This window comes from Collinsella sp. AF25-2LB (assembly GCF_003458415.1).
GTDB lineage: Bacteria > Actinomycetota > Coriobacteriia > Coriobacteriales > Coriobacteriaceae > Collinsella.
Genome location: NZ_QRUF01000005.1, coordinates 24410 through 46416, shown reverse-complemented (window position 1 = coordinate 46416; position 22007 = coordinate 24410). Strand labels below are relative to the sequence as shown.

The window sequence follows — 22007 nt, the reverse complement described above, 5'->3', positions numbered from 1 at the left end:
GATAAGGAGCTAAAAATGATCCTCACCGTTACGATGAACCCGTCTGTCGATACGCGCTATCAGCTCGATGAGCTCGTCATCGACGACGTCAACCGTGTGACGCCCGAAAAGACCGCCGGCGGCAAGGGCCTTAACGTAGCCCGCGTCCTTGGTCAGTTGGGCGACGATGTTGTGGCAACCGGCCTGCTTGGTGGCCATATGGGCGCCTATATGGCCGAGCTCATGGACGCTAACGGCATTAAGAATGATTTTGTGCCCATCAAGGGCGAGACTCGCATTTGCCTCAACATCCTCCACGCCGGCAACCAGACCGAGCTGCTCGAGAGCGGCCCGACGATTGCCCCCGAGGAGCTCGATGCCTTTACCGCAAAGTTCGCCGAGCTTGCGAGCAAGGCCGACGTCGTCACCATCTCGGGTTCGTTGCCCCGCGGTGTCGAGGCAGACTACTATGCCAAGATCACGGGCATTGCCGAGAACGCCGGCGCCAAGGTGCTGCTCGATACCTCGGGTGCTTCGCTCGAGGCCGCCCTTAAGTCCGAAATTAAGCCCGAGCTGGTCAAGCCTAACCTGACCGAGATCAACGGCCTTTTGGGTACGAGCTTTACCACCGACGATGTGGACGAGCTCCGCGCCGCGCTCGCCTCTGATGCCCGCTTCTCCGATATCCCCTGGGTCGTCGTGTCCATGGGCGCTGCCGGCTCCGTTGGCTTCCACAATGGCCGTGCGTTCCGCGCAAAGACGCCCGATATCCCTGCCGTTAACGCCACGGGCTCTGGTGACTCCACTATCGCTGGCTTCGCGCATGCCATTGCTGCTGGCGCGGACGACGAGACGGTGCTGCGTACCGCCAACACCTGCGGCAAGCTCAATGCCATGGATCCCATGACCGGCCATCTGGTCATGGACCGTTGGGACGAGGTCTACAACGGCGTTGTCGTGACCGAGCTGTAAGGGCTTGGGCGTCGGCCCCGGCATCGCTTGCTAGCTCATGTCGACGACAAGTGCGATAGCATTATGTCGGGGCGCGACGCCGACGTTGTCGTGTTCAATCCCGACCTTACCCTGGTCGAGACGTATGTGGGCGGCAACAGCGTCGGTAACGCGTTTATCGAGTAGCCGCCAAAGAAACGATCCGAGAGGGGATTTAGATGATTTACGGTGCATTGGGCGATATCGAGGAATACCGCGGAATGCTCAAGGGCCTCGATGTGCTGATTGACTGGTTCGAGGAGAACGATCCGGCGAAGCTCGAGGTCGGCAGCCATCCGATTCTGGGCGACAAGGTCTTTGCGAACGTCATGGCTCCCACGACGCGTCCCGAAGGCGAGGCTCACTATGAGACGCATCAGCGCTATCACGACCTGCAGATCGACGTCGAGGGTCGCGAGGCCTTTAAGGTTGCCACGGGCAGCCTGACGCTGGTTCAGGAGTTTGACGAGAAGGACGACTACGATCTGGTCGATTCCGACGCTTCGATCGCCGGCGATCTTGCCGACGACAAGTTCGCGCTGTTTGTTGCCGGCGAGCCTCACATGCCCACGCTCGAGTTTCCGGGCGATGGCGCACAGCCGGTCAAAAAGATTTGCTTTAAGCTGCTTGCAGATGCTTACTGGGAGGAGTAGCGAGCTACTCGGCTGAGCTGTTCGTCTGATGGCGTGATTCCCCTAGGGGAATCACGCCACGACCCCGCCAAGCGTGTTTTCCCTAGGGGAATCACGTTTGGCGGGGTTTTCGGTTTTTGAATAGGGAAGCCTCATTTATTTGCGAAGAACATCGGCTAGCCGCAGGATTGAAATCATCGACCGATAAGTGAGTTCCACTTTTTCGCCCGCAAGCAGTCGTTTCGAGCCAATCTCATCTAGCCCCACAAGCCGAGAAAACAGCGGGCCGCTCATCGTGCCCTCGTCAATTGATTCCCTTATGGTCTTCAAAACGTCCGTATCATGAAGCGATGCCGAGCTGTAGGGGGCAACACGAGCGGAGCTCTCAATTAACGACGAGACAAAAGGATGGAGATGCTTTGGACATAGTCCATCAAACACCACATCCCCATTGTCGTTCGAGCCGACCAGGCGCCAAGTATAATGATCGACCCAGTCATCTCCGTCATATATGGCGTTCATGAACAACTTCCCGTCTAGAGAGAGAAACCTATTTGGACATCGGGGCGCAAGACCGCAATCCATATCGGGCCTGCAGCAGCTCCAGTCCAACGCACCACATAGGTTCCCTTTCTTACATGTGTATCAATCTGCCCCGAAATGCCGGTGAATGCAATTCCAGACCCGTTTGTCGGATAGCAATCGACGTATTTTTGGTTTCCGCTCACAGCCTTGTATAGATATATCGTTCCAGCAAAAGAGAAGGGATCGTTCGCAATTTTGTCCGGAAGAACTTGCCACCTCAAAATCCCGCTACCAATATGGTCAAGCTTGACCGTTCCGCCGTCCCCCTCAAAAGTGGCAAGGGGATTTACCCCAGACTGAGAGTCGGCATCGCCCTCCTTAGCAGTTATCAGCAGGCTGCCCGTATAAGACTGCTAAGGCTCACCTTCAGGACAGGCAGCCTTGGCCCAAGAAGGGCCACTCAGGCAGAACAGTCCGAGCAGCATCAATACCAGCAAAAGAAAACCCTTAGTTCTTTTCATCTATATCGCCAATATCTCTCGACATTTGTATATTGTGACTATTTTAGATCTATATGGCCAATTTGAGCCCTCACCATGGCAATTGTTGCAGCTGGGTTTCTTTTCATTAAGATTTCACTTTGGTAAATCCCCGCCCCTAAGCATTAAACCCGAAGTCCACCGAGTGGGCCGCCGTTGACGTGGCGATGTTTGGATTGGCGCGCACGCACTCAAATTCGGCAACAAAAAAGCCGCCCGAAGGCGGCTATCTTGTGTAATGGAGCCAGCGACCGGGGTCGAACCGGTGACCCCCGCTTTACGAGAGCGGTGCTCTACCAACTGAGCTACGCTGGCGGCCATGTGATGACGCAACTGAGGCGTCAACGGCTGTCTATGATACGGGACATCGCACATCCGCGCAAGTGTTCTGACGGCTTTTCTCACTTTAAATGCACTAATATTAGAGGCGTGATGTCTGCAGTGCCCATTTGGTACTTGACCTGCTGTTGAGTTGGTGGCCGACGTCCCGCTCGTATGGGTCTCAAACAGAATGGGGCAGCCATGGCTCAACCCAAGATCCTTCTCACGCGTATCGATGACCGTTTCATTTACGGGCAAGACGTTGAGCTGTGGAACGAAGCCGTGGGTTCCAATCTTGTCTTAATCGTCAACGATGAGATCGCGGCGGATTCGTGCCAATGGGCACCCATGAGGGTGGCGGCGCCAGAAGGCGTTTGGACGCGGTTTTTCTCGGTGCAAAGGACCATCGACATCATTTATACCGCAACGCCGCGCCAATGGATTCTCATCATGGTGGCGTCGCCCACGGATGCACTCGCGCTGGTTAAGGGCGGTGTGCCAATAACCAAGATCAGCATCGGCCATATGCGGGCGAGGGAGGGCAAGCGCTCTGCAACGCCTGCCATTGCCGTAGACGATACGGACATCGCCGCCTTCAAAGAGTTGCAAAAGCTCGGCATAGAGCTAGAAATCCGTTATCTCCCCAGTTCCGCCCCCGACCCCATTGGCAATCTGTTCAACTGATCCCTTGGGGACGGAGGAAAACGGATCATTTTGCCCTTGCGAGGGATGCGCGCGATGCCGCCTGTCAAAAACTATGCCCATTTACTACGTTTGGTCGGCTATCGCCGAGCATGTCGAATTTGAGAAAAACAAAACCGCAGGTAGACGGCTTGCGAATTTAACAAAAACCGGTGCATGGTCGAGCACCCCGGGCTAAACGTAGTAAATGGGCATAGTTTTGATATGTCACTCATACAGTCACAGCGAAAATGAGCCAAAAGATGAAAAACGCCCGTCGGCGGTGGTGCCGGCGGGCGTTGCTGTGCGATATGTCGCGTTGTGGGCTTAGTGCCTCATAAAGTGATATTCGATCACATTGCTATAGGGATGACCCGGCCCCACGATGCCCTGGGGGAACAGCGGGCGGTGCGGCGTGTCGGGGTACATCTCGGCCTCGAGGGCAAAGCCGGCGCCCCAACCATAGTTGGCGTCGTCCTTGGCGTGCTCGTCACCCAGCCAGTTGCCGGTGTAGAGCTGCACGCCCGGGGCAGTGGTGTAGTAGTCCATCTCACGACCGGTCCACATCTCCTCGACGTGCATCGCGCGGCGCAGGTTGCGGCCGTACTGATAGCCATCGATGCACAGGCAGTGATCGTAGCCACGGGCCTGCTTGATCTGCGGGTCGTCGGCCTCCATGCCGGGTGCGACGGGGCGAAGCTCGCGAAAGTCAAACGGTGTTCCCTCGACCGGAGCAATCTCGCCGGTGGGGATGTTCTGCTCGTTAATGGGCAGGTAGTGGGCGGCGTTGGCGACAAAGAAATGTTCGCAGTCCATGCCGGCGTTATGGCCTGCAAGGTTAAAGTACGTGTGGTTGGTCATGGACACGTAGGTGGCGCGGTCGCTCTCGCAGCCATAATCGATGCGGAAGACGCCGGTGCGCGTAACGGTAAACACGGCCGTAAAGGTTCGGTTGCCGGGCAGGCCCAGCTCGCCGTCCTTAAGCGAGGTGGTCATGCGCACGGCGTTATGGACCTCGTCGAGCTCAACATCCCACACACGTTTGTGCAGGCCGTGCTCAAGGTCGCTGTGCAGGTTGTTGGCGCCCTCGTTGGCGGGCATATGCCAGTCCGTGCCGTCGATGGCGATCGTGGCGCCAGCGGTGCGGTTTGCCACAGGGCCGATGGTCGCGCCAAAGCAGGCGGGGTTGTCAAAGTAATCCTCGAGCTTATCGAAGCCCAGCACCACATCGCGCACGTTGCCGGGAATGTCGGGCACATCGATACCAAGCACCGTGGCGCCATAGTCCATAATGCGAACGCAGATCTCGGGCCCGTCGAGGGTGTAACGATGAACGGGGGTACCGCACGGCGCGGTGCCGAAAAGCTCGGAAGTGATCATTTGGTTCCTAACATCGAGGTATTTCCGACAAACTGTAGCGCGAACAGGGGAGATTATCACTACACCCTACTAAAGCATGGGGTATTTTTCTCAAAAAAGTGATGATTGGAGCTGTGCGGGCGTTCATTTTTGACGCGCGCGAGTCTGATACAATTTGTTCGTTACTGTTTGAATGATATGCGCGCAAAGAACGGCGAGGATTCATCGTGATTAAAGCGGAGCGACAGGATAAGGTTCGGCAGCTGCTCGAGGAACAGGGCACGGTCTCGGTCAAGGAGATTTCGGATGCACTGGGTGTCTCGGATATGACGATCCGCCGCGATCTCGAGGAGCTTGCGAGCCTGGGCGAGATCGAGCGCGTGCACGGTGGAGCCCGCAGTGCGCAGGGCCGTCCACATGCTATGTTGCGCCATGAGTATTCGCACAGCGAAAAGCGCACCAAGCATGCCGAGGAAAAGTTGCAGATCGCGCGCCGCGCCGTGGAGCTCATCGAGGAGGGCTCGACCATCTTTTTGGGTACGGGCACCACGGTTGAGCAGATGGCCTCGATGCTGCCGGCATTTCGTCTGCGCATCGTGACCAATTCGCTTTCGGTGTTTAACCTGCTCGAGGCGCGCGAGGACTGCGACCTGTGCCTAGTGGGCGGCATGTACCGTCGCCGTACCGCCGCTTTTGTGGGACCAACGGCCGAGGATACCCTGCGTGCGCTGGGTATCGACGCGGCGTTTATCGGCGCCAACGGCATTCTGGATGGCGACGTGTCTACGTCTAATATGGATGAGGGTCGTATCCAGCAGCTCGCCTTTAGCAAGGCCGACTCGCGCTATCTGATCGCCGACTCCAGTAAGATCGGCAAGCGCGACTTCTACACCTTCTGCCGTCTGGACAGCCTGGACGCCGTGGTGTGCGAGCCGGGCATCGCCGCCGAGGATCGCGCCGCCATCGAGGAGCACACGCAGGTCATCTGCTAGCTAACGCTGCAGGCGATACTTCTGCCCCTGTCGACGCGGGGATTATCGCTTCACGTTGACACGCAAATGTGCTCGGGCCAAGTATTCAGCTTGTGGGTTAGACCAGGCGGGCGTAGTCCTGTGACCGATGAAAGGCGTGGGCGATATAGATCGTTTCGTGCTCAAACTTGTAAAGACACACGTAGTTGTTGACGGGAAACGATCGGTAATTACGTGCCGCCAGCTCTTGCATGCGCGAGAGGGGACGTAGGAGTGGCTGCTCGCGAAGCAGATCAAGCTGATATTCAAACTCAGCGACAAAAATGCCTGCTGCGCGCGGATTCTTGAGGATCTGGGCAAGGTATCCGACAATACTCTCGTACTCATATCGCGCGCTTTTGAGTATGACGACGTTATAGGTCATATTTGTCTCGTATCGAAGCCGCGAAGGATTCGTAATCGCTGTAGTCGCCTTGCGATATTTCGTCTTCTGCCAACATCATACGAGACAGCAGTTTTGCCTTGGCGATTTCTTCTTGCATGAGGCGATACTGGTCGCTGCTGATGCAGTGCATGGCCTCGTAGCCGTTCTTAGTTACGGTGACGTCGCGCTCAGACTCAACAAGCGTAGTGAATGCAGCAGTGTCCTTCATATCTCGGACGGGCACACAGGTGGGCATAGGTACCTCCTTTGCGTTGGGACACAATTGTACCACGCCTTGACAAGAATTCGGTACCGTCAAATTGTCTCAATCTGTAACGGGTGGGTGTGATCGGAGAGTCTGAGGGTCTTTATGGGTGGAGCAAACGGCGTGACATGCGCTGTTGAATCCGTACGCCCGCTTGCGTTTTCGAGTGAAGAGGCAGCAAAGTTGATTGGCGTAAGCGCGAAGACCCTTGCAAATTGGCGCTGTCCTAGTAAGGGGCCGGAGTACATTCGCCTCGGCAAATCCTCGCGATCCCATGTTCTTTATTGTTACGATGATCATGAGGCTTGGCTGCACTCTCTGCGCCAGCAGGCCAAGGTAAATTGATTGATAGCTGTTGGGCGCGGACAATATCGTTTGGACGGGTATAGCATGGTTCCATGCTCCGCGTTGCTAATTGCGCCGCTGCGTCATTTGTGAAATGGAATGATTGATGATGGAGAGGCGTGAGGTTCTCGGCTTGCCGCTTTTCACTTGGACTAATGACTGCGGCGGCAGAAAAATGTCCTGGCGAACGACTATCGTATAGAACGCAGCGGTGGTTAGATGGGTCTTCGCGGTTTGAGTGGTACATGGATTGTCGGATGTGGGAGACGTGAGAAACCCATGGTTTGGGGCAAGGTTGCTATTCTGACGAGTTTATCTCTTCATCCCTGTGGCAAAATGAGGACATATTGTCCTGTTATCTATCCAGAAGGTGCGTCATGCAATTATCAGCAGATGAGGTAAAGGCCAAGAGACAGGAGCTCGGCTTGACTCAGAAGGAATTCGCCGCTGCCCTAGGCATGGGCCCCAACGGCGAGCGAACGGTGCGCCGCTGGGAGGCAGGCGAAACAAGGCCCACCGCAGCCGAGTCGAAGTACATCTCCACCCTCGGCCATCGCGCCCCCTTTGCACCCGCAGGGGAGGGGAAGCCTGCCTTCACCTTCATCGACCTGTTCGCGGGCATCGGCGGGATCCGCATGCCGTTCCAGGAGCTGGGCGGCAGGTGCGTCTTCTCCTGCGAGTGGGATAAGTTTGCGCAGAAGACCTACCGCATGAACTACGGCGAAACCCCGGCGGGGGACATCCGTGAGGTCGCCGCTTCAGACATCCCCGACTTCGACGTGCTGCTCGCTGGCTTTCCATGCCAGCCGTTCTCGCTTGCGGGTGTGTCCAAGAAGCGCTCCCTTGGTCGCGCTACGGGCTTCGAAGACAAGACGCAGGGCACGCTCTTCTTCGAGGTTGCACGCATCCTGAACGAGAAGCGCCCGAAGGCGTTCCTGCTCGAGAACGTGAAGAATCTGATCAGTCACGACAGGGGCAGAACGTTCGACGTCATCATGCAGGTCCTCCAGGACGAGCTCGGTTACCACGTTCACTACAAGGTTCTGGACTCCAAGGGTTGGACATGCCAGCACCGCGAGCGCATCTACATTGTTGGCTTTCGCGACGATGTGGAGTTCTCTTGGGACGACCTCGACTGCCCGAACAGTGGTCAGAAAGCCGCGGAGATTCTGGAGGAGGATGCGGACGCGAGGTACGTGCTCTCCGACAAGCTGTGGTCATATTTGAAAGCATACAAGGCCAAGCACGAGGCCGCCGGCAACGGGTTCGGCTACGGTCTTATCACTCCATCGGACACCACGAGGACGCTCTCCGCACGCTATCATAAGGACGGTAGTGAGATCTTGGTCTCGCGCGGCGAGGGCGAGAACCCCCGTAAGCTGACCCCTAGAGAGTGCGCGCGCTTGCAGGGATTTCCCGACCGGTTCATAATCCCGGTCTCCGACACACAGGCCTACCGCCAGTTCGGCAATTCGGTGACGGTCCCTGTAATACGGTCGGTGGCCAAGCTCATGATGGGAGCGTGTCAGGATGGATTACGGGGCGCTTAGCAGCTACTTCGACGGCGCGGTCTCGAAGACCCTCGCGGACGTCGATATCGACGCAGGTAGGAGTAATCAGCACGAGTTCAACGGCACGCTGCCGCTGAGGTCGCTGTTCGGTGACGACGACATCCGCGACATCCGCACCACGTTCGCCTACATGTGCGACGAGGCGGAGCCGGAGATGTGCGACGGGACCGTGACTTGGTACGATGCGCGCCGCAAACATCCCACGAGAACCGAGTACCGTCTCTACTACAAGGACAACCCCGCCATCAGGCAGGCATCCGCTGGCGACCTCATGGTGGTCGCCAACTCCGATGACCTCGGGCTGCTCATCATCTTCGCTAAAAAAGGCTCGACCATCGAGTCGCAGCTGAGGTGGCTGTTCGGCTTCGAGGAGCCCGACCGCTCGGGCTATGCCGTATCAAAGGGCGAGCGCAACCGTATCGGTGCGGTGGCCTCGCGCATCCTCGGCATGATTGGTATCGAGACGCGCGCTCCCTTGAGCGCGGATATCTACTTGGACGATATGGTCAAGAGGTTTGGACATACGTTTCCGAAGGGCATCGACTTTACGGAGTACTCCATCTCAACCCTTGAAGGTCTCGACTGGGCGGATGACCCCGATCGAAGCCTGCTCGCGTGCTACGAGCGCGAGGAATTGCTGTTCAAGGTGTTTGAGCGCCATCTGCTTGAGAGAGACCTTGCGCCCTATTTGAACGGCCAGCTCGACGTCGACGGCATTCTGAAGACCACCATGTCGACCTTCCAGCGCAGGAAGTCCCGCGCGGGCACAGCGTTCGAGCACCAGCTTGAGTTCCTGTTCAAGGGTAGGGGAATCCGATACTCCGCACAGCCCTACACCGAGGGAAAGTCGAAGCCGGACTTCATTTTTCCGTCAATCGAGTGCTACCGGGATGAGGGGTTCCCCTCCTCGAGCCTTACGATGCTCGGTGCGAAGACGACCATCAAGGAGCGCTGGAGGCAGGTGCTCGAGGAGGCGAACCGCATCGAGCGTAAGCACCTTATCACGCTGGAGCCCGCCGTGAGCGTGGACTACACGAACGCCATGCGTGACAGCAAGCTCCAGCTCGTCATCCCCTCCCAGCTTTTCCCCACCTACACGCCTTCACAGCAAGAATGGCTCATGGATGTGGGAGGCTTCTGCGAGATGGTCGAGGAGAGGCAACGGGTACTTGACTAGGCCGGGACAATAAGAGCGTTGAGGCGGCGCGCAAGCGCATGACCATCCTGAAGGGCTCCGAAAAGATTGTGGCATCGCTCAATCAGTTCGGCGTTGTCCGGCGCGTGAGGCGGGGGCACTACGTGATTGCAGAGCCCATCGAACTGAATGACGAGCTTACGCGGTTTTTGGTCTTTGCCGACATGCTGGTAAACCGGTCGAGTTACCGGACGTTCCTGGAACTGCAGGACGTGGCCGAGTTGTTTCCGTTCGCGTGCCGTGTGAGCAAGGAGGAACTTGTGGCTGACGAGCGGTTCGAGGTGAACAACTTCGGCGGGGAGTTCTCGGTGGGGGTACGGGAGTAGGAGAGTACAGGTCACTCCTACGACGCAACACCTTTGCCACGCGTGAAAAGCATATCGTCAATCGAAAGCTGCAGGATTTGCAGTTTACCCTGCTCCTCGGCTGGTATCAGCGACGAATCGAGCTTCTCCTTAAGGACTGCGACTATGTACTGGCAGTTGATTGTGCTGGCGCGTGCGATTATGTCACGCAACACCTTACCCTCGATGTTTTCAAGGACGTCATGCACTATGAAGCGCGGAGTCTTGATGCCCTTTGATTCTGCAAACTGCTGATACGCTAAATCAAATGCGGCGATGAGTGACTTGCGTGTGCCCGTGCTGGAGCCAGCGGTATCACGTATTGCAACGGGGAACTTGTTCGACTCTTCATAGTAAACGAGCAGCGGCGATTCGTTGTTGAACTCCCTGGCAAGCGGAGTGAAGAATGCGTTAAACGCAAGCATCATTGCAGCAAAATCGTTGGATTGCGGCTCGTCGCCATCATCAGACGAGCCAAGCGATGCGATTTTTCCCTCAATGCTGGTCTGTTCTACCTCAAAGCTGTTGAGCGTATCTATTACTTCTCGGCATTTGCCGATACTGCTCGAAAGCTCAACTAGGCGTGCCTGAAGCGACTCGTACTCATCGATGAGGTCTTGCTCCACCAATGACATGAATTGGCTGTTCTGCGATGACAGTTGGCTGATTTCACGTTGCACAGATGCACGCTCGGCCTTCAGTTTTTCTGCCACACTCGCGAAATAGGCAATCTTGTTGTCGCAGAGCTGGTTGTTGAATGCGACCATCTCTTCGAAAGTTGCATTCACCATCGGGATCATCGAACAGACTTCCTCGAAAAACCGTCTGCTCAAATTAACGTCGGCTTGTCTACCGCGCTCTTGCATAGCAGTCTGCAGGGCCTCTTCATTTCGTTGCAGCCTGTAGTCTATGTCTGAGAGTTGCAGTGTCAGAGATGCGTATCGGGTGCGTGTAGCCGCGATTTCATCGCGGTTGGCCCTGTAGACATCGGCGTCGATGATGCTGTTGAGCTTGCACTGGACTTCTTCATGCTCGGCTTCGAGCCCTGCAAGTATCTGCTGCTGCTCGCTGACCGTATCGACGTTCTGGACTTTCTTATAGCGTTTGATGGACTCACGCGTCTTGTTCAAGTCCTTGTTGAGGTCGTCACGCTTTTTGTCGAGTGCCGGATCTGAGATGCCGAACAGAGCGTTGTAGACACTCCGGTAGATGGATGTGCTGCCGCTGGGAACGGTTTTGAGGAAGGAATTATCATCCCCGCCTACGGACACGCGGACAAATGAATTGATCAATTGGCGAAACGTGGGCACATTCGCTTCGTTCCCGAAAAGCAAGACATTGAGTCGTTGCTGGTAAGCTTTCTGCCCCATCTTTTCGCCGTCTATGTAGTACCTTCCATTCGGGAAGAGGTCGATTGTGAGAATCACGTCATCGCCATCGGGAAAATCCGATGTCAGTGTCATGTCGACGGCGATCTTGTTTGTGACGATGAAATCGCGTAGCTCCTCGGTCACCGTGCCCGTGTCGGCGTCTGTGTAAATGAGCTTCCTGTCCTTGGCGCCCATTGCGATATCAATGAGCTTGAGGAAGGTTGTTTTTCCAACGCGATTGTGCGATTCGGAGTCCTCGGTATCGACGATGAGGTTGGCACCCTTGTGGAATAAGACCTCGCGAACTATTTCGTCAGTTGTTGTCTTGCGAATTCTAAGCGACTTGATGAACATGTAGCCCTCCCTTCTCGTCTATTGACACGCGTCCGAGGAGGAAGAGAAAGTCCAAAGCCATGACAAAGAAGTCGTAGCTCACTTCTTTCTTGACCAGAGTGTTCGCCGTTACCTCATAGAGTTGACCGGCGTCCAAGCCTGGGTTCTGGTCGATGTAGCCATCCAAGGCGGCAGCGATGTAATAGACCGTGCTCGTCGGCTCATTATTGCGATCAAGCAGCAGCATCGTCATCACCTGGCCTCAGAAGGACTCTGCATTTTGCCACGGCAACGGCAATCAACGCAACGCAGAACTGGTTGATGATTTCTTCGGGGACCTCGTCAGCCTGAAAGCCTGCGTCATTCACAATCATGTTATAGATCTCGTTCTCGATGAGCTTGAGCTGTGCATCGCCGTTTCCTACGCACAGCTTGCCGTCATCGCGAACGTCTGCCACATTGACAAACATCTTGTTCAGCCTTTGGATGATGGCTTCGCTGTCGGGGAATTCCTTGATCACGCTGTCGAGACGAGCGTAGTTCTCAGAATACTCGTTGATGATGTTTAGGTAACGCGGTGCGTGGTTGTAAATCAGCTTCTTCTCTATAGGAGGCGGAGGCGTAAGGGGGAAATCTTCGCCCGTTGGCTCAGTCGACGAAATCATGATTTGCAGGAGTTTATACATGAGCGTCTTTGTAAGCGGCCGGTGCGGGCCAGACGAGACGGGCTGGTAGATGTTTATGTCATGTGAGTCATAGCTATTGGAGTCGCCGGTTATGTTCGTGGCGACCTTTCCAATTGCGCTCTGGCTTGTCTGCGTTGGCTTATCGCGAAGCATGGATGTTCGCCGAGTTGTTGCTGCCTACGACGTTTGTGGCAACTTTACCTGTAGCGGTCTGCGAGTTGTCGCTTAGACTCTTTTTGATTGACTTGATCTCTTGCTTGTTTTGGAGCGAGATGACGGCGGCGGCGATGGATGCGATAGACGCGATAATTCCAAGGATAAGGTTCACAGTCTCCATCTTGCCTCCCAAATGTCAAGTCCAATATTCTAGACCATTATCGAGCGTTCGCTCGTTGCGTTGCCTCTAATTCTTGCTAATGGTCACAAACTGCCGAACGGACTGGATGACCTCACTTTGTGACCGACCTTTAGCCTATTTGCATGGTTAAGGGACGGTTCGTTTGTGCTGGCCTATGTCAATCGAAAGGCAGGCCGACATGGACGGAGACGACCATAGCATCGACGACGAGGAAGAGGTCGCAGCGCAGGCGGGCGGCCAAGAAGGGGTCGCGCAGGCGGAAGAGCCGCAGGCAGTGGACTCGGAGAGGGGCTACCAGGCGCTTCTCGCCAAGCAGGAGGCTCGCATCAAGGAGCTTGAGGGGCAAGTGGCCGAGGCTGCCAAGAGCGCCGAGGTGGCGGACGCCCTGCGCGGCGAAATCCAGCAGGTGAAGGCCAGGCGGCCGATGAGCGCATCGCCTTCGCGGCAGACATGGCGACGTTCGCAACCATGAACCTGACCCACCTCTTCTACTCATGCACGGCGCTGGAGGTGGTCTCCGGTTTGGGCAACCTCGCAGGTGTCAAGTCGTGCGGTTCGCGTTCGCTTCGCGCTCGTCGCCCGCCGAGCTGGACTTCCGAGGCTTCGACCCGTCTGCGCTCACCGACCTGACCTACTGCTTCTCGGGGTGCTCGTCGCTGGTGACGATCTACGCCGACGCCACCTGGGCGCTGCCTTCGAGCGGGGTTTCGGACTCGCAGTGCTTCTATAACTGCTACAAGCTGACGGGCGGCAACGGAACCACGTATGCAAGCAGCAGGACGGTTTATACCCACTTCCGTATCGATACGACGGCTACGCCTGGTTACCTGACTGTCTCTGCTTGACATGCTCTTTGGCTACGGTATTTGCGTCAGTCTGGGTAATATCCGAGAACATTTCATCAACGATGCGGACATGGCATTCATAAGCTGCATACCTGCTGGACCTCACCGCATTTTCCGCTTCCTGCAGGCGTGTTGCAGCATCCCTGAATCGGGATTTTGCCGCCATTTGCCCCATGATGGAGTCTGGGTGGTTGTCACTGAGTACGTCTGCGTCTCTCAGTTCTATTTCCGCACTTGCAATGCGTTCCATAAGCAGATTGTATTGGGCATCGCCGACCTCAGACAGGCAGAGCACAAGGTCTTTAAACGCTGCTGCGGTCAGCATTCGATTGAGCACTGCCCTGCAAGCTTCTGGCTCGGCATTCGCCTTCGCGACCATATCATTCACGAGGTATTTTTCCCATTCCTCATGGTCTCCGCCGTTGCCGCCAGACTGTTCCGGAAGCCACTCCGCACTAACTTTTCTCGTCATACGCTCGATGGACAGAACAGCCTCGCCGCTGAGACCAAGGAAGTCAGCAATATCTTGGAGCTCGTACGTATCACAATCGGTCTCCCCGATGAGAAAACCTACTGGCTTTCCGAATATGTCAGCCAGATCTACGAGGTCATCCCATTGAGGAAACTGATCTCCTTTTCGAAATCGGCTGATCTTTCTCGCAATCGCCTTGCGGCCGTTCTCCCTTTCCACTGCATAGCGGTCATCGGCTAGCGAGGCATCATCGGTACCGTTACGCTTTTGATAGAGCAGACGCGCAAGGCCGATATTGCTAATGCCTCTGCGCCCCTTTTCTATTTCATAGCTTTCCATCAAACCGCTGAGTCTCTTTGGAAAAATGTCCTTAGGGCGATCTTTGCGGACGTACATTGTCTTAATCATTCCTCATTAACAACAGATAAGACAATTATAGGACATATACCGTCTTATTTACCGATGGCATGATAGCACTGTCGAAAGTGAGCACCCCAGTGGAAGCGGTGCTGAAGTGAAAGAAAGTGAGGAAAAGGCAATGACGACTTGGGACTATGCGCAATTGTCGCATCTGGCGAAAGAGCTCGGTGGGCCTCAGGCGCTGATCAGCAATATCAGAGCGGGCGGGATTTCCGTTGGAAGAATCCAGGGTGGAGTAATCGGTTCTGTAGCCACGCTAGTCGCAGGTGGAATCGGACTGTATGCCTACGACAAGCACCAGAGGAAGATCGCTCTTGCTGAACAGAGTGCAACCATTCTCAAGGCGAACATCGAAGTATACGAAGAGGCACATTCGTCAACAGAAGTTGATGAGGCTACGAGAGAGACGCAACATAGTGAGGAGGAAACGGTAACTGAATCCAGTGGCGGCGAAGAGGCCTAGCCACCAGATTCATTAGACAGCCACTACCACGAGGAGCCCCGGTATGTACCAGGGCTCCAATTCGTTCTTATACCTTGCAGCGGATACTTAGATCTCTCGGGACTTGCAGTAGAGCGGGTCGCCCTCTCCGACCAGCACATCCCACCGCCATTGCGGGGTCTCGGTGCCGGACTGGCAGAGCGCATCGAGGGGCATGACTTTTTGCTCGGGCGAGCAGGGGCAAAGGTCTGCCTTGATGTGGGCCATGTCTTCGGCCTGGCCGGCGAGCTTTTTTATCCGGGGACCATGCTTTCGGCACGCGATCCCCCATCCTCAACCTCCCAAATCAAAAACTCAATCTGTAACACCTAGACTCGATTTGAGCAGATATCTGTTACAGATTGAGACGTTTCGGCAGAGTGATTCCCGTTTGTCTTGATTTGTAACAGGTAGAGGCAAAAAACTCGACTTGATGTTGCAGATTTAGACAAACGGCTGCCGACCCGCGCGAAAACAAAAAGGCCGCATGCGAGCCCGTGGGGGATTCACATGCGGCCGACAGGGTATGTGACTGAAACTAGGCCATGAGCAGGCCGGTCTCCGCGACGTTCTTGTACCAGTACGCGCTCGCCTTGGGATAGCGCTTCTGGGTCTCAAAGTCGATGTAGAACAGGCCGTAACGTTTGTTATAGCCGTTGGTCCAGGAGAACTGGTCCTGCAGCGACCACACAAAGTAACCGTCGACGTTTACGCCGCCGTCGATTGCCTTGAGGATCCACGCGAGATGCTGGCGCATGTAGTCGATACGAGGGGCGTCATCGATAAAGCCGTCCTCGAAGTCGTCCTTATAGCCCATGCCGTTCTCGGTAATGTAGATTTTCTTGTAGTTGGGGTAATCGTTCTTAATGCGGAGCAGCAGGTCGTACAGGCCCTCGGGATAGATGATCCAGTCCCAATCGGTGGTGGGTACGCCTTCGCGCACGCATGACTCGCCCACGCCCTTGAGGAACCAGCGCGAGGAGCCCTTGTCGCCGGTGCCATTGTGGTTGATGTCGTTTTCGCCTTCGGCGGCACGCAGGAACTGGCACTTGTAGGTGTTGACGCCCAGGCAATCGTTGTAGGGGAGCGCGGCGGTCAGCGCGGCGATGTCCTCGTCGCGGACGTCGAGCTCGCCGCCGGCGATATGGGCCAGCTTGGTCGCAGCCTCCATGGTGTCGGCTGCATAGTGGCCGCGGAAAGTGGCGTCGAGCACCCAGCGGTTGTTGATGACGTCGGCCATGCGGGCGGCCTCGCAGTCGGCAGCGCTGTTGGGATCGAGGGGATACTTGGGCTCCAGGTTCTGGACAATGCCGATCTCGCCCTCAAAGCCGCCCTCATGGAAGGCGACGACGGCCTTGGCGTGGGCCACCATCATGTTGTGCATGAGCTGGAAGGCCTTGTCCAGGCGGTACTTCTCGCCGTGCGGCCAGTTGCCGACGATAAAGCTGCCCTCGGCGGTTGCGGGAATCTCGTTAAACGTGAACCAGTGCTTGACCTCGGCGAACTCGGCAAAGCAGAACTTGGCGTACTCGACAAAGGCATCGATGGTCGTGCGCGTCAGGAAGCCCTCGCCGCCGTCCTGGTAGAAGGCCTCGGGCGTATCGAAGTGATCGAGCGTGACATAGGGGATAACGCCAGCTTTGTTGCAGGTGGCAAAAAGCTCGTGATAGAAAGCGACGCCCTCGGGGTTAATCTCGCCAGTGCCACTGGGGAAGATACGGCTCCAAGCGATGGAGACACGAATGCCGTTAATGCCAAAACGCTGGCACAGGTCGATATCGACCGGATACTTGTTGTAGAAATCGCTTGCGGGGTCGGGGGAGAAACGACCTTGGGCTGCCAGGAAATCGTCCCAGGGCACTTTGCCCTTGCCGTGCGTGCGGGTCTCGCCCTCAACCTGGTAAGCGGCGGTGGCGCCGCCAAACACAAAGCCGTCGGGGAACTTCATGGGATTGGTCATGAGTCATCCTTTCTGTGGGATACGAATAGGGAGAGGTGCCCGAACTGGGGATCCGGGCACCAACAGAGGGAGGAGCTAGTCGAGGTTCTCGCGGAGCCACTTGATGGCGCCAGCGGGGTCGCGGGTAAGGTCGATATATTCCTTGCCGCGCGGGGCGAGCAGCTTAATGCCCAGGCGATCGGTGTCGGCCTTCATGTCGTTGTAGTAGCTACGGACCTGCGGGGCAAGCACGATAACGTCGTACTGATCCATGATGGCAGTGTGCTGGCCATAGGCACCTGCGGAGGAAGCGATGTTCTCTCCGGTCTGCGCGGCACCTTCCTTGATGGCGTTGGCAAGCATGGCGGAGGTGCCGGCGCCAGCGCACAGGACGAGGACCTTCAGACCGTCGACATCCTTCTTGGCGGATGCGCCGGCGGCGGGCTCGGGCTGATCGGCGACAGGCTCGCTGTTGACGGCAGCGGCGGTCGGCTCGACGGAAGCGGTAGTCTGCTCGACAGCGGGCGCAGAGGCGTTGGCGGCGATGGTGACAGCGCCATCGGACTCGAGACCCAGCTCGGCGGCGCGCTCGGCTTCCTGGTCGCAGAGCAGCTTATCGTATGCCTTCAAGAACGGCAGGTAGATGATGGCGTCCAGCAAGATGATGATCGCGACAAACACCAGGGCGATAAGCTGGAAGTTCGTGGTGATGAAAATGCCGATGGGGGCGGGGGTGGCCCAAGGCACCACGAAGGAGAAGCCGTTCATGCCCACGTTATCGATAAAGAACTTGGCAACACTTACGTTGACGCAGCCGGCGGCAACAAAGGGGATGAGCATGTAGGGGTTAAGGATCATCGGCGCGCCAAAGAGCAGCGGTTCGTTGACAGCGAAGGCCACAGGAACAATCGAGGCCTTGCCGACGGCTTTGAGCTGCTTGGACTTCATAAAGAGAATCAGCAGAAGCGGCACGATGAACGTGGCGCCGGTGCCGCCGAACTCACCCACGAGCGACATGTTAAAGGTGAGGGAATGGGCGGGGTGGCCGCCTGCCAGCAGAACCTGCAGGTTCTCGGCCTGGTTGGCAAGACGGATGGGGTCGATGCCCGGCTGGACGATCGAGGGGCCGTGGACGCCGATGAACCAGAAGAACGCGGTGGCTGCCTGGATAAGGATAAGGCCAGGATAGGTTTCTGCAGCGGTGAAGAGCGGGGAGAGCAGTTTGATAAGCAGCTCGGAGAACGGAACGCCCATGAGGTTGCGCACGACGACATCGATGATGCCGCAGATGATGACGGCGCCGCCGAAGGGGATGATGTCGCGGAAGTTCTGAGCGATGGCGCCCGGGACCTCCTTGGGCAGCTTAATGGTCAGATCGCGCGAGACGCAGAATTTGTAGACCCACACGGTAATGAACGCGGCGATATAGGCCGAGAACAGGCCGCGCGTGCCCATGCTGGTGCAATCGAAGACCGAAAGTTCGGAGCCGTTGAACTTGGTGGTGAACTGCGTGACTGCGAGCAGCAGCATGCTGCACTGGGCGGCCACCATGGTGGAACCGTCGTTGAGCACTTTGCCGGCGGGCATACGACGGTTCATGGATGCCGTGAAGTTCTTGGCAGTGGTGCCGGCAACCATGATGCCCATGACGCCCATGGTGAAGTTGTAGAGCTTGTTGCACCAGTCGATGAGCGGCTGGGGCAGCGTGATGCCGACTACGCCGGGAAGGGTGGCAATGAGCAGAAAGATCGAAGAGGTGAGGACAATGGGCATGCACCCAAGGAATCCGTCCTTGATGGCCTGGAGGTATATGTTCCTCGAGATCTTCTCAAAGAACGGCTGATGCTTTTCGAGCATTTTTACGATGGCGTCCATAGAGCTCCTTTACTACTTGATGCGCGATGCATGTGGATGGAACTGGTCGTCGATGGATGGTCAGGACTGCCCGGAAGCCTTCCTACTTAAGGAAGGCATTGCGAAATGACAACGTTGTCATTTCGTTAATGACAACGTAAGACATTATTGGAAGAGCAACAAGGATATACGGGTGAGTGGTCGATATTGTCCGGTAAACGGTTGATTTATCAGTCAGGCAGGTAGTGTATGCTAGAACGCAAAAAGCAAGCGATGCAAAACCGACTGGAGAAGCAGTGGCAACGATGGACAAGAAAAACGTCTCGATGAACGATGTGGCGATTGCCGCGGGTGTTTCTCTCAAGACGGTTTCGCGTGTGATCAACGAGCCCGATAGCGTGCGAGAGTCGACACGCGATAAGGTCCATTCCGCAATGGAGGCACTCGGGTTTCGAACTAACTTTGCCGCGCGTTCGCTCAAGTTGGGCCGTTACGGGTGCATCGGCGTCGTGCTGTTTCACTTGTCGGGTGGTGCCGTGGACATGATTGACGGTATCGCCGATGCCGCCGAGGAACGCGGCTTTGCGCTCACGATGATTAAGAAGCGCGCAGGGGAGAAGATGACCCTTGCCGATGCGGCGCGCAGGATGTCGCAGCTGCCTGTTGATGGCATGATCTTCAACCTGCGTCAGATGGTCGATGACTTTGATACCTTTGAGGCACCGAAGGACCTCAAGACGGTGATTATCACACCGATGGAACATCCTACCTGCTCCACCGTCAGTGACGACCAAGAGGGCGGCGCGCGCATGGCGTGCGAGTACTTCTTGGATCATGGTCACAAGAACGTGTATTTCGTTTCGGGTAAGAAAGAGTCGCTGTCGAGCCAGTGCCGTATGAAAGGTTGGCGTGCGGCACTCGAGGCGCGTGGCATTGAGCCGCCCGAGCCTCTGCAAGGCGATTGGAATGCGGATAGTGGCTATGCCGCGGGCCTTGTGCTTGCCGATAAGCCCGATTGCACGGCGGTCCTCGCCGCTAACGACTGCATGGCAAACGGCGTGATGATGGCTCTACGTGACAAAGGGCTCAGTGTGCCCGACGACGTGTCCGTGATCGGCTTCGACGATGAGCTCTACAAGACGATTCCCAACTCGATTCTGACGTCGGTGAAGTTTCGCCATCGCGAGCTGGGCATCCGTGCGCTTAACGAGGTCGTCGCAGGTCTGGAAGCCCCGAGCTCCAGAAGCCGTACGCTCGTCTCGGGCGTGTTGGTCGAGCGCGCGAGCGTGCGGGATCTGCGGGCGTAGACGTGCTCGGCCTGTTCGTCTAAATCTGTAACAGGTGGGACCAAAAAACTCGACTAGGTGTTACAGATTTAGACAATTCGGTCCGGCTTATTCCGTTTGTCTCGATTTGTAACAACTAGACGGTCAAAAGTGGTCTAGATGTTACAGATCGAGACAAACGAACGCGGCCCAGCTCGCTCAAAAACAAAACGGCGGATACGACCAAGGATGCTGAAGCATCCACCGGGAAGGTCGTATCCGCCACATGGAAAGAGGTGCATGGACGCAGCGCTCATGCGATCGGGAATGGTAAGGTGCACGGCAGCGTGATGGTCACGGCGGCCGATGGCGTTAGCTAGTCCAGACGACGGGTCTGCGCCACGTGCTTATACCAGTATGCGCTTGCCTTGGGCGTGCGCTTCTGGGTTTCAAAGTCAACGTAGAAGAAGCCGTAACGCTTGTTGTAGCCATTGGTCCAGGAGAACTGATCCTGCAGGCTCCATAGGAAGTAGCCGCCCACGTTGACACCCACCTCCATGGCCTTGAGCAGCCAGCGCAGGTGCTGCTCGATGTAGTCGATGCGCGGCTGGTCGTCCACAAAACCGTCCTTGTAGGGGTCCTTGTAGCCCATGCCATTTTCGGTGATGAAGATCTGCTTGTAGTTGGGGTAGCGCTGCTTAATGTAGACGAGCAGATCGAACAGACCCTCGGGATAGATGATCCAGTCCCAGTCGGTGGTGGGGATGCCGGGCTTGTTCACGTGCTCGCCAATGCCCTTGACGCGCCAGCGGCCGGTGCCCTTCTCGCCCGTACCGTTGTGGTGCAGGTCGTTCTTGCCATCGTAAGCCTTCAAAAAACGGCACTGGTAGTTGTTAACGCCCAGGTAGTCGTTGTAGAGCGCGGCCTCGCGCATGATTTCCAGATCCTCGTCTAGGATCTCGATGGTGCCACCCGAGACGGCGGCCAGGCGGTTGGCGCACTCGAGGGTGTCGGGCGCGTAGTCGCCGCGGAAGGTGGCGTCGAGCAAGAACTGGTTTTGCAGCACGTGCTCGTTGTTGGCGGCCTTGATATCGGCGGGGTCGTTCTCGTTGAGCGGGTACTTGAACTCCAGCGACTGAATGACGCCGATCTTGCCCTTAAAACCGCCGTTGTGGAAGGCCAGCACGGCCTTGGCGTGGGCGAGCATCATGTTGTGCTCGCACTGGAAGGCCTCGGCAAGATGCGCCTTGACGCCACCGGGGAAGGTGCCCTCGATGTAGGTGTTGGAGGCGTCGGCCCAGATCTCGTTAAAGGTGAACCAGTAGGTCACCTGGTCGGCGTACTCCTTAAAGCAGAAGGTGGCAAAGTCCACAAAGGCGTCGATGGTCTCGCGGTTGAGGAAGTCGCCCTTCTCAAAGAGGGGAAGCGGCGTGTCAAAGTGATGCAGCGTGACGAACGGCTCAACATGGTGCTTATGGCACTCGGCGAAGAGGTCGTGGTAGAACTGGACACCCTCGGGGTTGATCTCGCCGGTGCCGTTGGGGAAGATGCGGCTCCAGGCAATGGAGAGGCGAACGCCGTTGATGCCAAACTCCTCGCACAGCTCCAGATCGACGGGGTACTGGTTGTAGAAGTCCGAAGCGGGATCGGGGGAGAAGCGCCCCTGGGCCTCCAGGAAGTCGTCCCAGGCGACTTTGCCCTTACCGTGAGTGCGAGTCTCGCCCTCTACCTGGTAGGCAGCAGTGGCGCCGCCAAAGACAAAGTCCTCGGGAAACTGCGCGGGCGGGTTGGTGACGCTAGCAGGGTTAACGGACATGATGATCCAATCGTCTAAATCGAAGGG

At 56.7% G+C, this 22007-nt stretch carries 24 protein-coding genes and 1 tRNA gene; 11 read left to right on the top strand and 14 right to left on the bottom strand.

Annotated features, from left to right (window positions below; all coding sequences use genetic code 11):
* Positions 1-15 precede the first annotated feature (15 nt).
* Positions 16-951 (top strand): hexose kinase, encoded by a 936-nt coding sequence (locus DWY51_RS03600; protein WP_117564754.1) that lies wholly within the window; start codon positions 16-18, stop codon positions 949-951.
* 197 nt (positions 952-1148) lie between these two features.
* The gene (locus DWY51_RS03590; protein WP_117769901.1) at positions 1149-1622 is read left to right on the top strand and encodes a YhcH/YjgK/YiaL family protein; all 474 of its coding nucleotides are present in this window, start codon (positions 1149-1151) and stop codon (positions 1620-1622) included.
* Positions 1623-1757: 135 nt separating this feature from the next.
* On the opposite strand, the gene DWY51_RS03585 is transcribed toward DWY51_RS03590, so the two are convergent.
* Together DWY51_RS03585 and DWY51_RS03580 are read right to left on the bottom strand one after the other, a co-directional pair.
* Positions 1758-2123 (bottom strand): hypothetical protein, encoded by a 366-nt coding sequence (locus DWY51_RS03585; protein ID WP_117766459.1) that lies wholly within the window; start codon positions 2121-2123, stop codon positions 1758-1760.
* A 781-nt stretch (positions 2124-2904) separates the two neighbouring features.
* A tRNA-Thr gene (locus tag DWY51_RS03580) sits at positions 2905-2980 on the bottom strand.
* Positions 2981-3187: 207 nt separating this feature from the next.
* On the opposite strand from DWY51_RS03580, the gene DWY51_RS03575 reads away from it, so the two are divergent.
* Entirely contained in the window at positions 3188-3670 is a 483-nt protein-coding gene (locus DWY51_RS03575; protein WP_117769900.1) for a PTS sugar transporter subunit IIB, read from the top strand.
* Between the two features lie 324 nt (positions 3671-3994).
* Here the strand turns inward: DWY51_RS03575 and DWY51_RS03570 are convergent, their stop codons facing one another.
* The gene (locus DWY51_RS03570; protein WP_117769899.1) at positions 3995-5047 is read right to left on the bottom strand and encodes an aldose epimerase family protein; all 1053 of its coding nucleotides are present in this window, start codon (positions 5045-5047) and stop codon (positions 3995-3997) included.
* 206 nt (positions 5048-5253) lie between these two features.
* Between DWY51_RS03570 and DWY51_RS03565 the strand changes: the two genes are divergently transcribed.
* A complete protein-coding gene (locus DWY51_RS03565) occupies positions 5254-6018 on the top strand; it encodes a DeoR/GlpR family DNA-binding transcription regulator (protein ID WP_233504613.1) in 765 nt (254 codons plus the stop codon).
* Between the two features lie 97 nt (positions 6019-6115).
* Here the strand turns inward: DWY51_RS03565 and DWY51_RS03560 are convergent, their stop codons facing one another.
* On the bottom strand, positions 6116-6421 hold the full coding sequence (locus tag DWY51_RS03560) for a type II toxin-antitoxin system RelE/ParE family toxin (RefSeq protein ID WP_117769898.1): 306 nt from the start codon (positions 6419-6421) through the stop codon (positions 6116-6118).
* Entirely contained in the window at positions 6411-6677 is a 267-nt protein-coding gene (locus DWY51_RS03555) for a type II toxin-antitoxin system Phd/YefM family antitoxin (RefSeq protein ID WP_117769897.1), read from the bottom strand. The genes DWY51_RS03560 and DWY51_RS03555 overlap by 11 nt, the downstream gene beginning before the upstream one ends.
* 731 nt (positions 6678-7408) lie before the next feature.
* Between DWY51_RS03555 and dcm the strand changes: the two genes are divergently transcribed.
* From dcm to DWY51_RS03540, 3 genes are read left to right on the top strand one after another with little or no spacing between them, the layout of a single operon-like run.
* Complete coding sequence (dcm, locus tag DWY51_RS03550) at positions 7409-8581, top strand: DNA (cytosine-5-)-methyltransferase (RefSeq protein WP_117769896.1); 1173 nt, start codon at positions 7409-7411, stop codon at positions 8579-8581.
* Positions 8562-9779: a type II restriction endonuclease gene (locus tag DWY51_RS03545; RefSeq protein WP_117769895.1), complete on the top strand. Its 1218-nt coding sequence runs from the start codon at positions 8562-8564 to the stop codon at positions 9777-9779. Before dcm ends, DWY51_RS03545 begins: the two co-directional genes overlap by 20 nt.
* A 38-nt stretch (positions 9780-9817) precedes the next feature.
* Positions 9818-10123: a hypothetical protein gene (locus DWY51_RS03540; RefSeq protein WP_117769894.1), complete on the top strand. Its 306-nt coding sequence runs from the start codon at positions 9818-9820 to the stop codon at positions 10121-10123.
* Between the two features lie 17 nt (positions 10124-10140).
* Here the strand turns inward: DWY51_RS03540 and DWY51_RS03535 are convergent, their stop codons facing one another.
* From DWY51_RS03535 to DWY51_RS03520, 4 genes are all read right to left on the bottom strand, one after another.
* Positions 10141-11865 carry a DUF2326 domain-containing protein gene (locus DWY51_RS03535; protein ID WP_117769893.1) on the bottom strand — a complete coding sequence of 575 codons (1725 nt, stop codon included), beginning with the start codon at positions 11863-11865 and terminating at the stop codon, positions 10141-10143.
* Positions 11846-12091: an ABC-three component system middle component 6 gene (locus DWY51_RS03530; RefSeq protein WP_117769892.1), complete on the bottom strand. Its 246-nt coding sequence runs from the start codon at positions 12089-12091 to the stop codon at positions 11846-11848. Before DWY51_RS03530 ends, DWY51_RS03535 begins: the two co-directional genes overlap by 20 nt.
* Entirely contained in the window at positions 12078-12530 is a 453-nt protein-coding gene (locus tag DWY51_RS03525; protein WP_117769891.1) for a hypothetical protein, read from the bottom strand. Before DWY51_RS03525 ends, DWY51_RS03530 begins: the two co-directional genes overlap by 14 nt.
* A gap of 139 nt (positions 12531-12669) precedes the next feature.
* Entirely contained in the window at positions 12670-12867 is a 198-nt protein-coding gene (locus DWY51_RS03520; RefSeq protein ID WP_117769890.1) for a hypothetical protein, read from the bottom strand.
* A 199-nt stretch (positions 12868-13066) separates the two neighbouring features.
* On the opposite strand from DWY51_RS03520, the gene DWY51_RS03515 reads away from it, so the two are divergent.
* Both DWY51_RS03515 and DWY51_RS03510 read left to right on the top strand, forming a co-directional pair.
* Positions 13067-13360: a hypothetical protein gene (locus DWY51_RS03515; RefSeq protein ID WP_147333354.1), complete on the top strand. Its 294-nt coding sequence runs from the start codon at positions 13067-13069 to the stop codon at positions 13358-13360.
* Positions 13361-13436: 76 nt separating this feature from the next.
* Entirely contained in the window at positions 13437-13733 is a 297-nt protein-coding gene (locus DWY51_RS03510) for a hypothetical protein (RefSeq protein WP_117769888.1), read from the top strand.
* Here the strand turns inward: DWY51_RS03510 and DWY51_RS03505 are convergent.
* A complete protein-coding gene (locus DWY51_RS03505; protein WP_147333353.1) occupies positions 13702-14613 on the bottom strand; it encodes a hypothetical protein in 912 nt (303 codons plus the stop codon). The two genes, DWY51_RS03510 and DWY51_RS03505, sit on opposite strands and share 32 nt — an antisense overlap.
* 130 nt (positions 14614-14743) lie before the next feature.
* Between DWY51_RS03505 and DWY51_RS03500 the strand changes: the two genes are divergently transcribed.
* A complete protein-coding gene (locus DWY51_RS03500) occupies positions 14744-15088 on the top strand; it encodes a hypothetical protein (protein WP_117769886.1) in 345 nt (114 codons plus the stop codon).
* An 87-nt stretch (positions 15089-15175) separates the two neighbouring features.
* On the opposite strand, the gene DWY51_RS09555 is transcribed toward DWY51_RS03500, so the two are convergent.
* The 3 genes from DWY51_RS09555 to DWY51_RS03490 form a co-directional block, all read right to left on the bottom strand.
* On the bottom strand, positions 15176-15334 hold the full coding sequence (locus tag DWY51_RS09555; protein ID WP_171021499.1) for a hypothetical protein: 159 nt from the start codon (positions 15332-15334) through the stop codon (positions 15176-15178).
* Between the two features lie 310 nt (positions 15335-15644).
* Positions 15645-17066, bottom strand: coding sequence for a 6-phospho-beta-galactosidase (gene lacG, locus DWY51_RS03495; protein WP_199411358.1), 1422 nt, complete (start codon positions 17064-17066; stop codon positions 15645-15647).
* A gap of 75 nt (positions 17067-17141) precedes the next feature.
* A complete protein-coding gene (locus DWY51_RS03490) occupies positions 17142-18920 on the bottom strand; it encodes a PTS lactose transporter subunit IIBC (RefSeq protein WP_117769885.1) in 1779 nt (592 codons plus the stop codon).
* Positions 18921-19204: 284 nt separating this feature from the next.
* Between DWY51_RS03490 and DWY51_RS03485 the strand changes: the two genes are divergently transcribed.
* Positions 19205-20206, top strand: coding sequence for a LacI family DNA-binding transcriptional regulator (locus DWY51_RS03485; protein ID WP_117766469.1), 1002 nt, complete (start codon positions 19205-19207; stop codon positions 20204-20206).
* A gap of 334 nt (positions 20207-20540) precedes the next feature.
* On the opposite strand, the gene lacG (DWY51_RS03480) is transcribed toward DWY51_RS03485, so the two are convergent.
* Complete coding sequence (gene lacG, locus DWY51_RS03480; protein ID WP_117766471.1) at positions 20541-21980, bottom strand: 6-phospho-beta-galactosidase; 1440 nt, start codon at positions 21978-21980, stop codon at positions 20541-20543.
* Between the last annotated feature and the right edge of the window lie 27 nt (positions 21981-22007).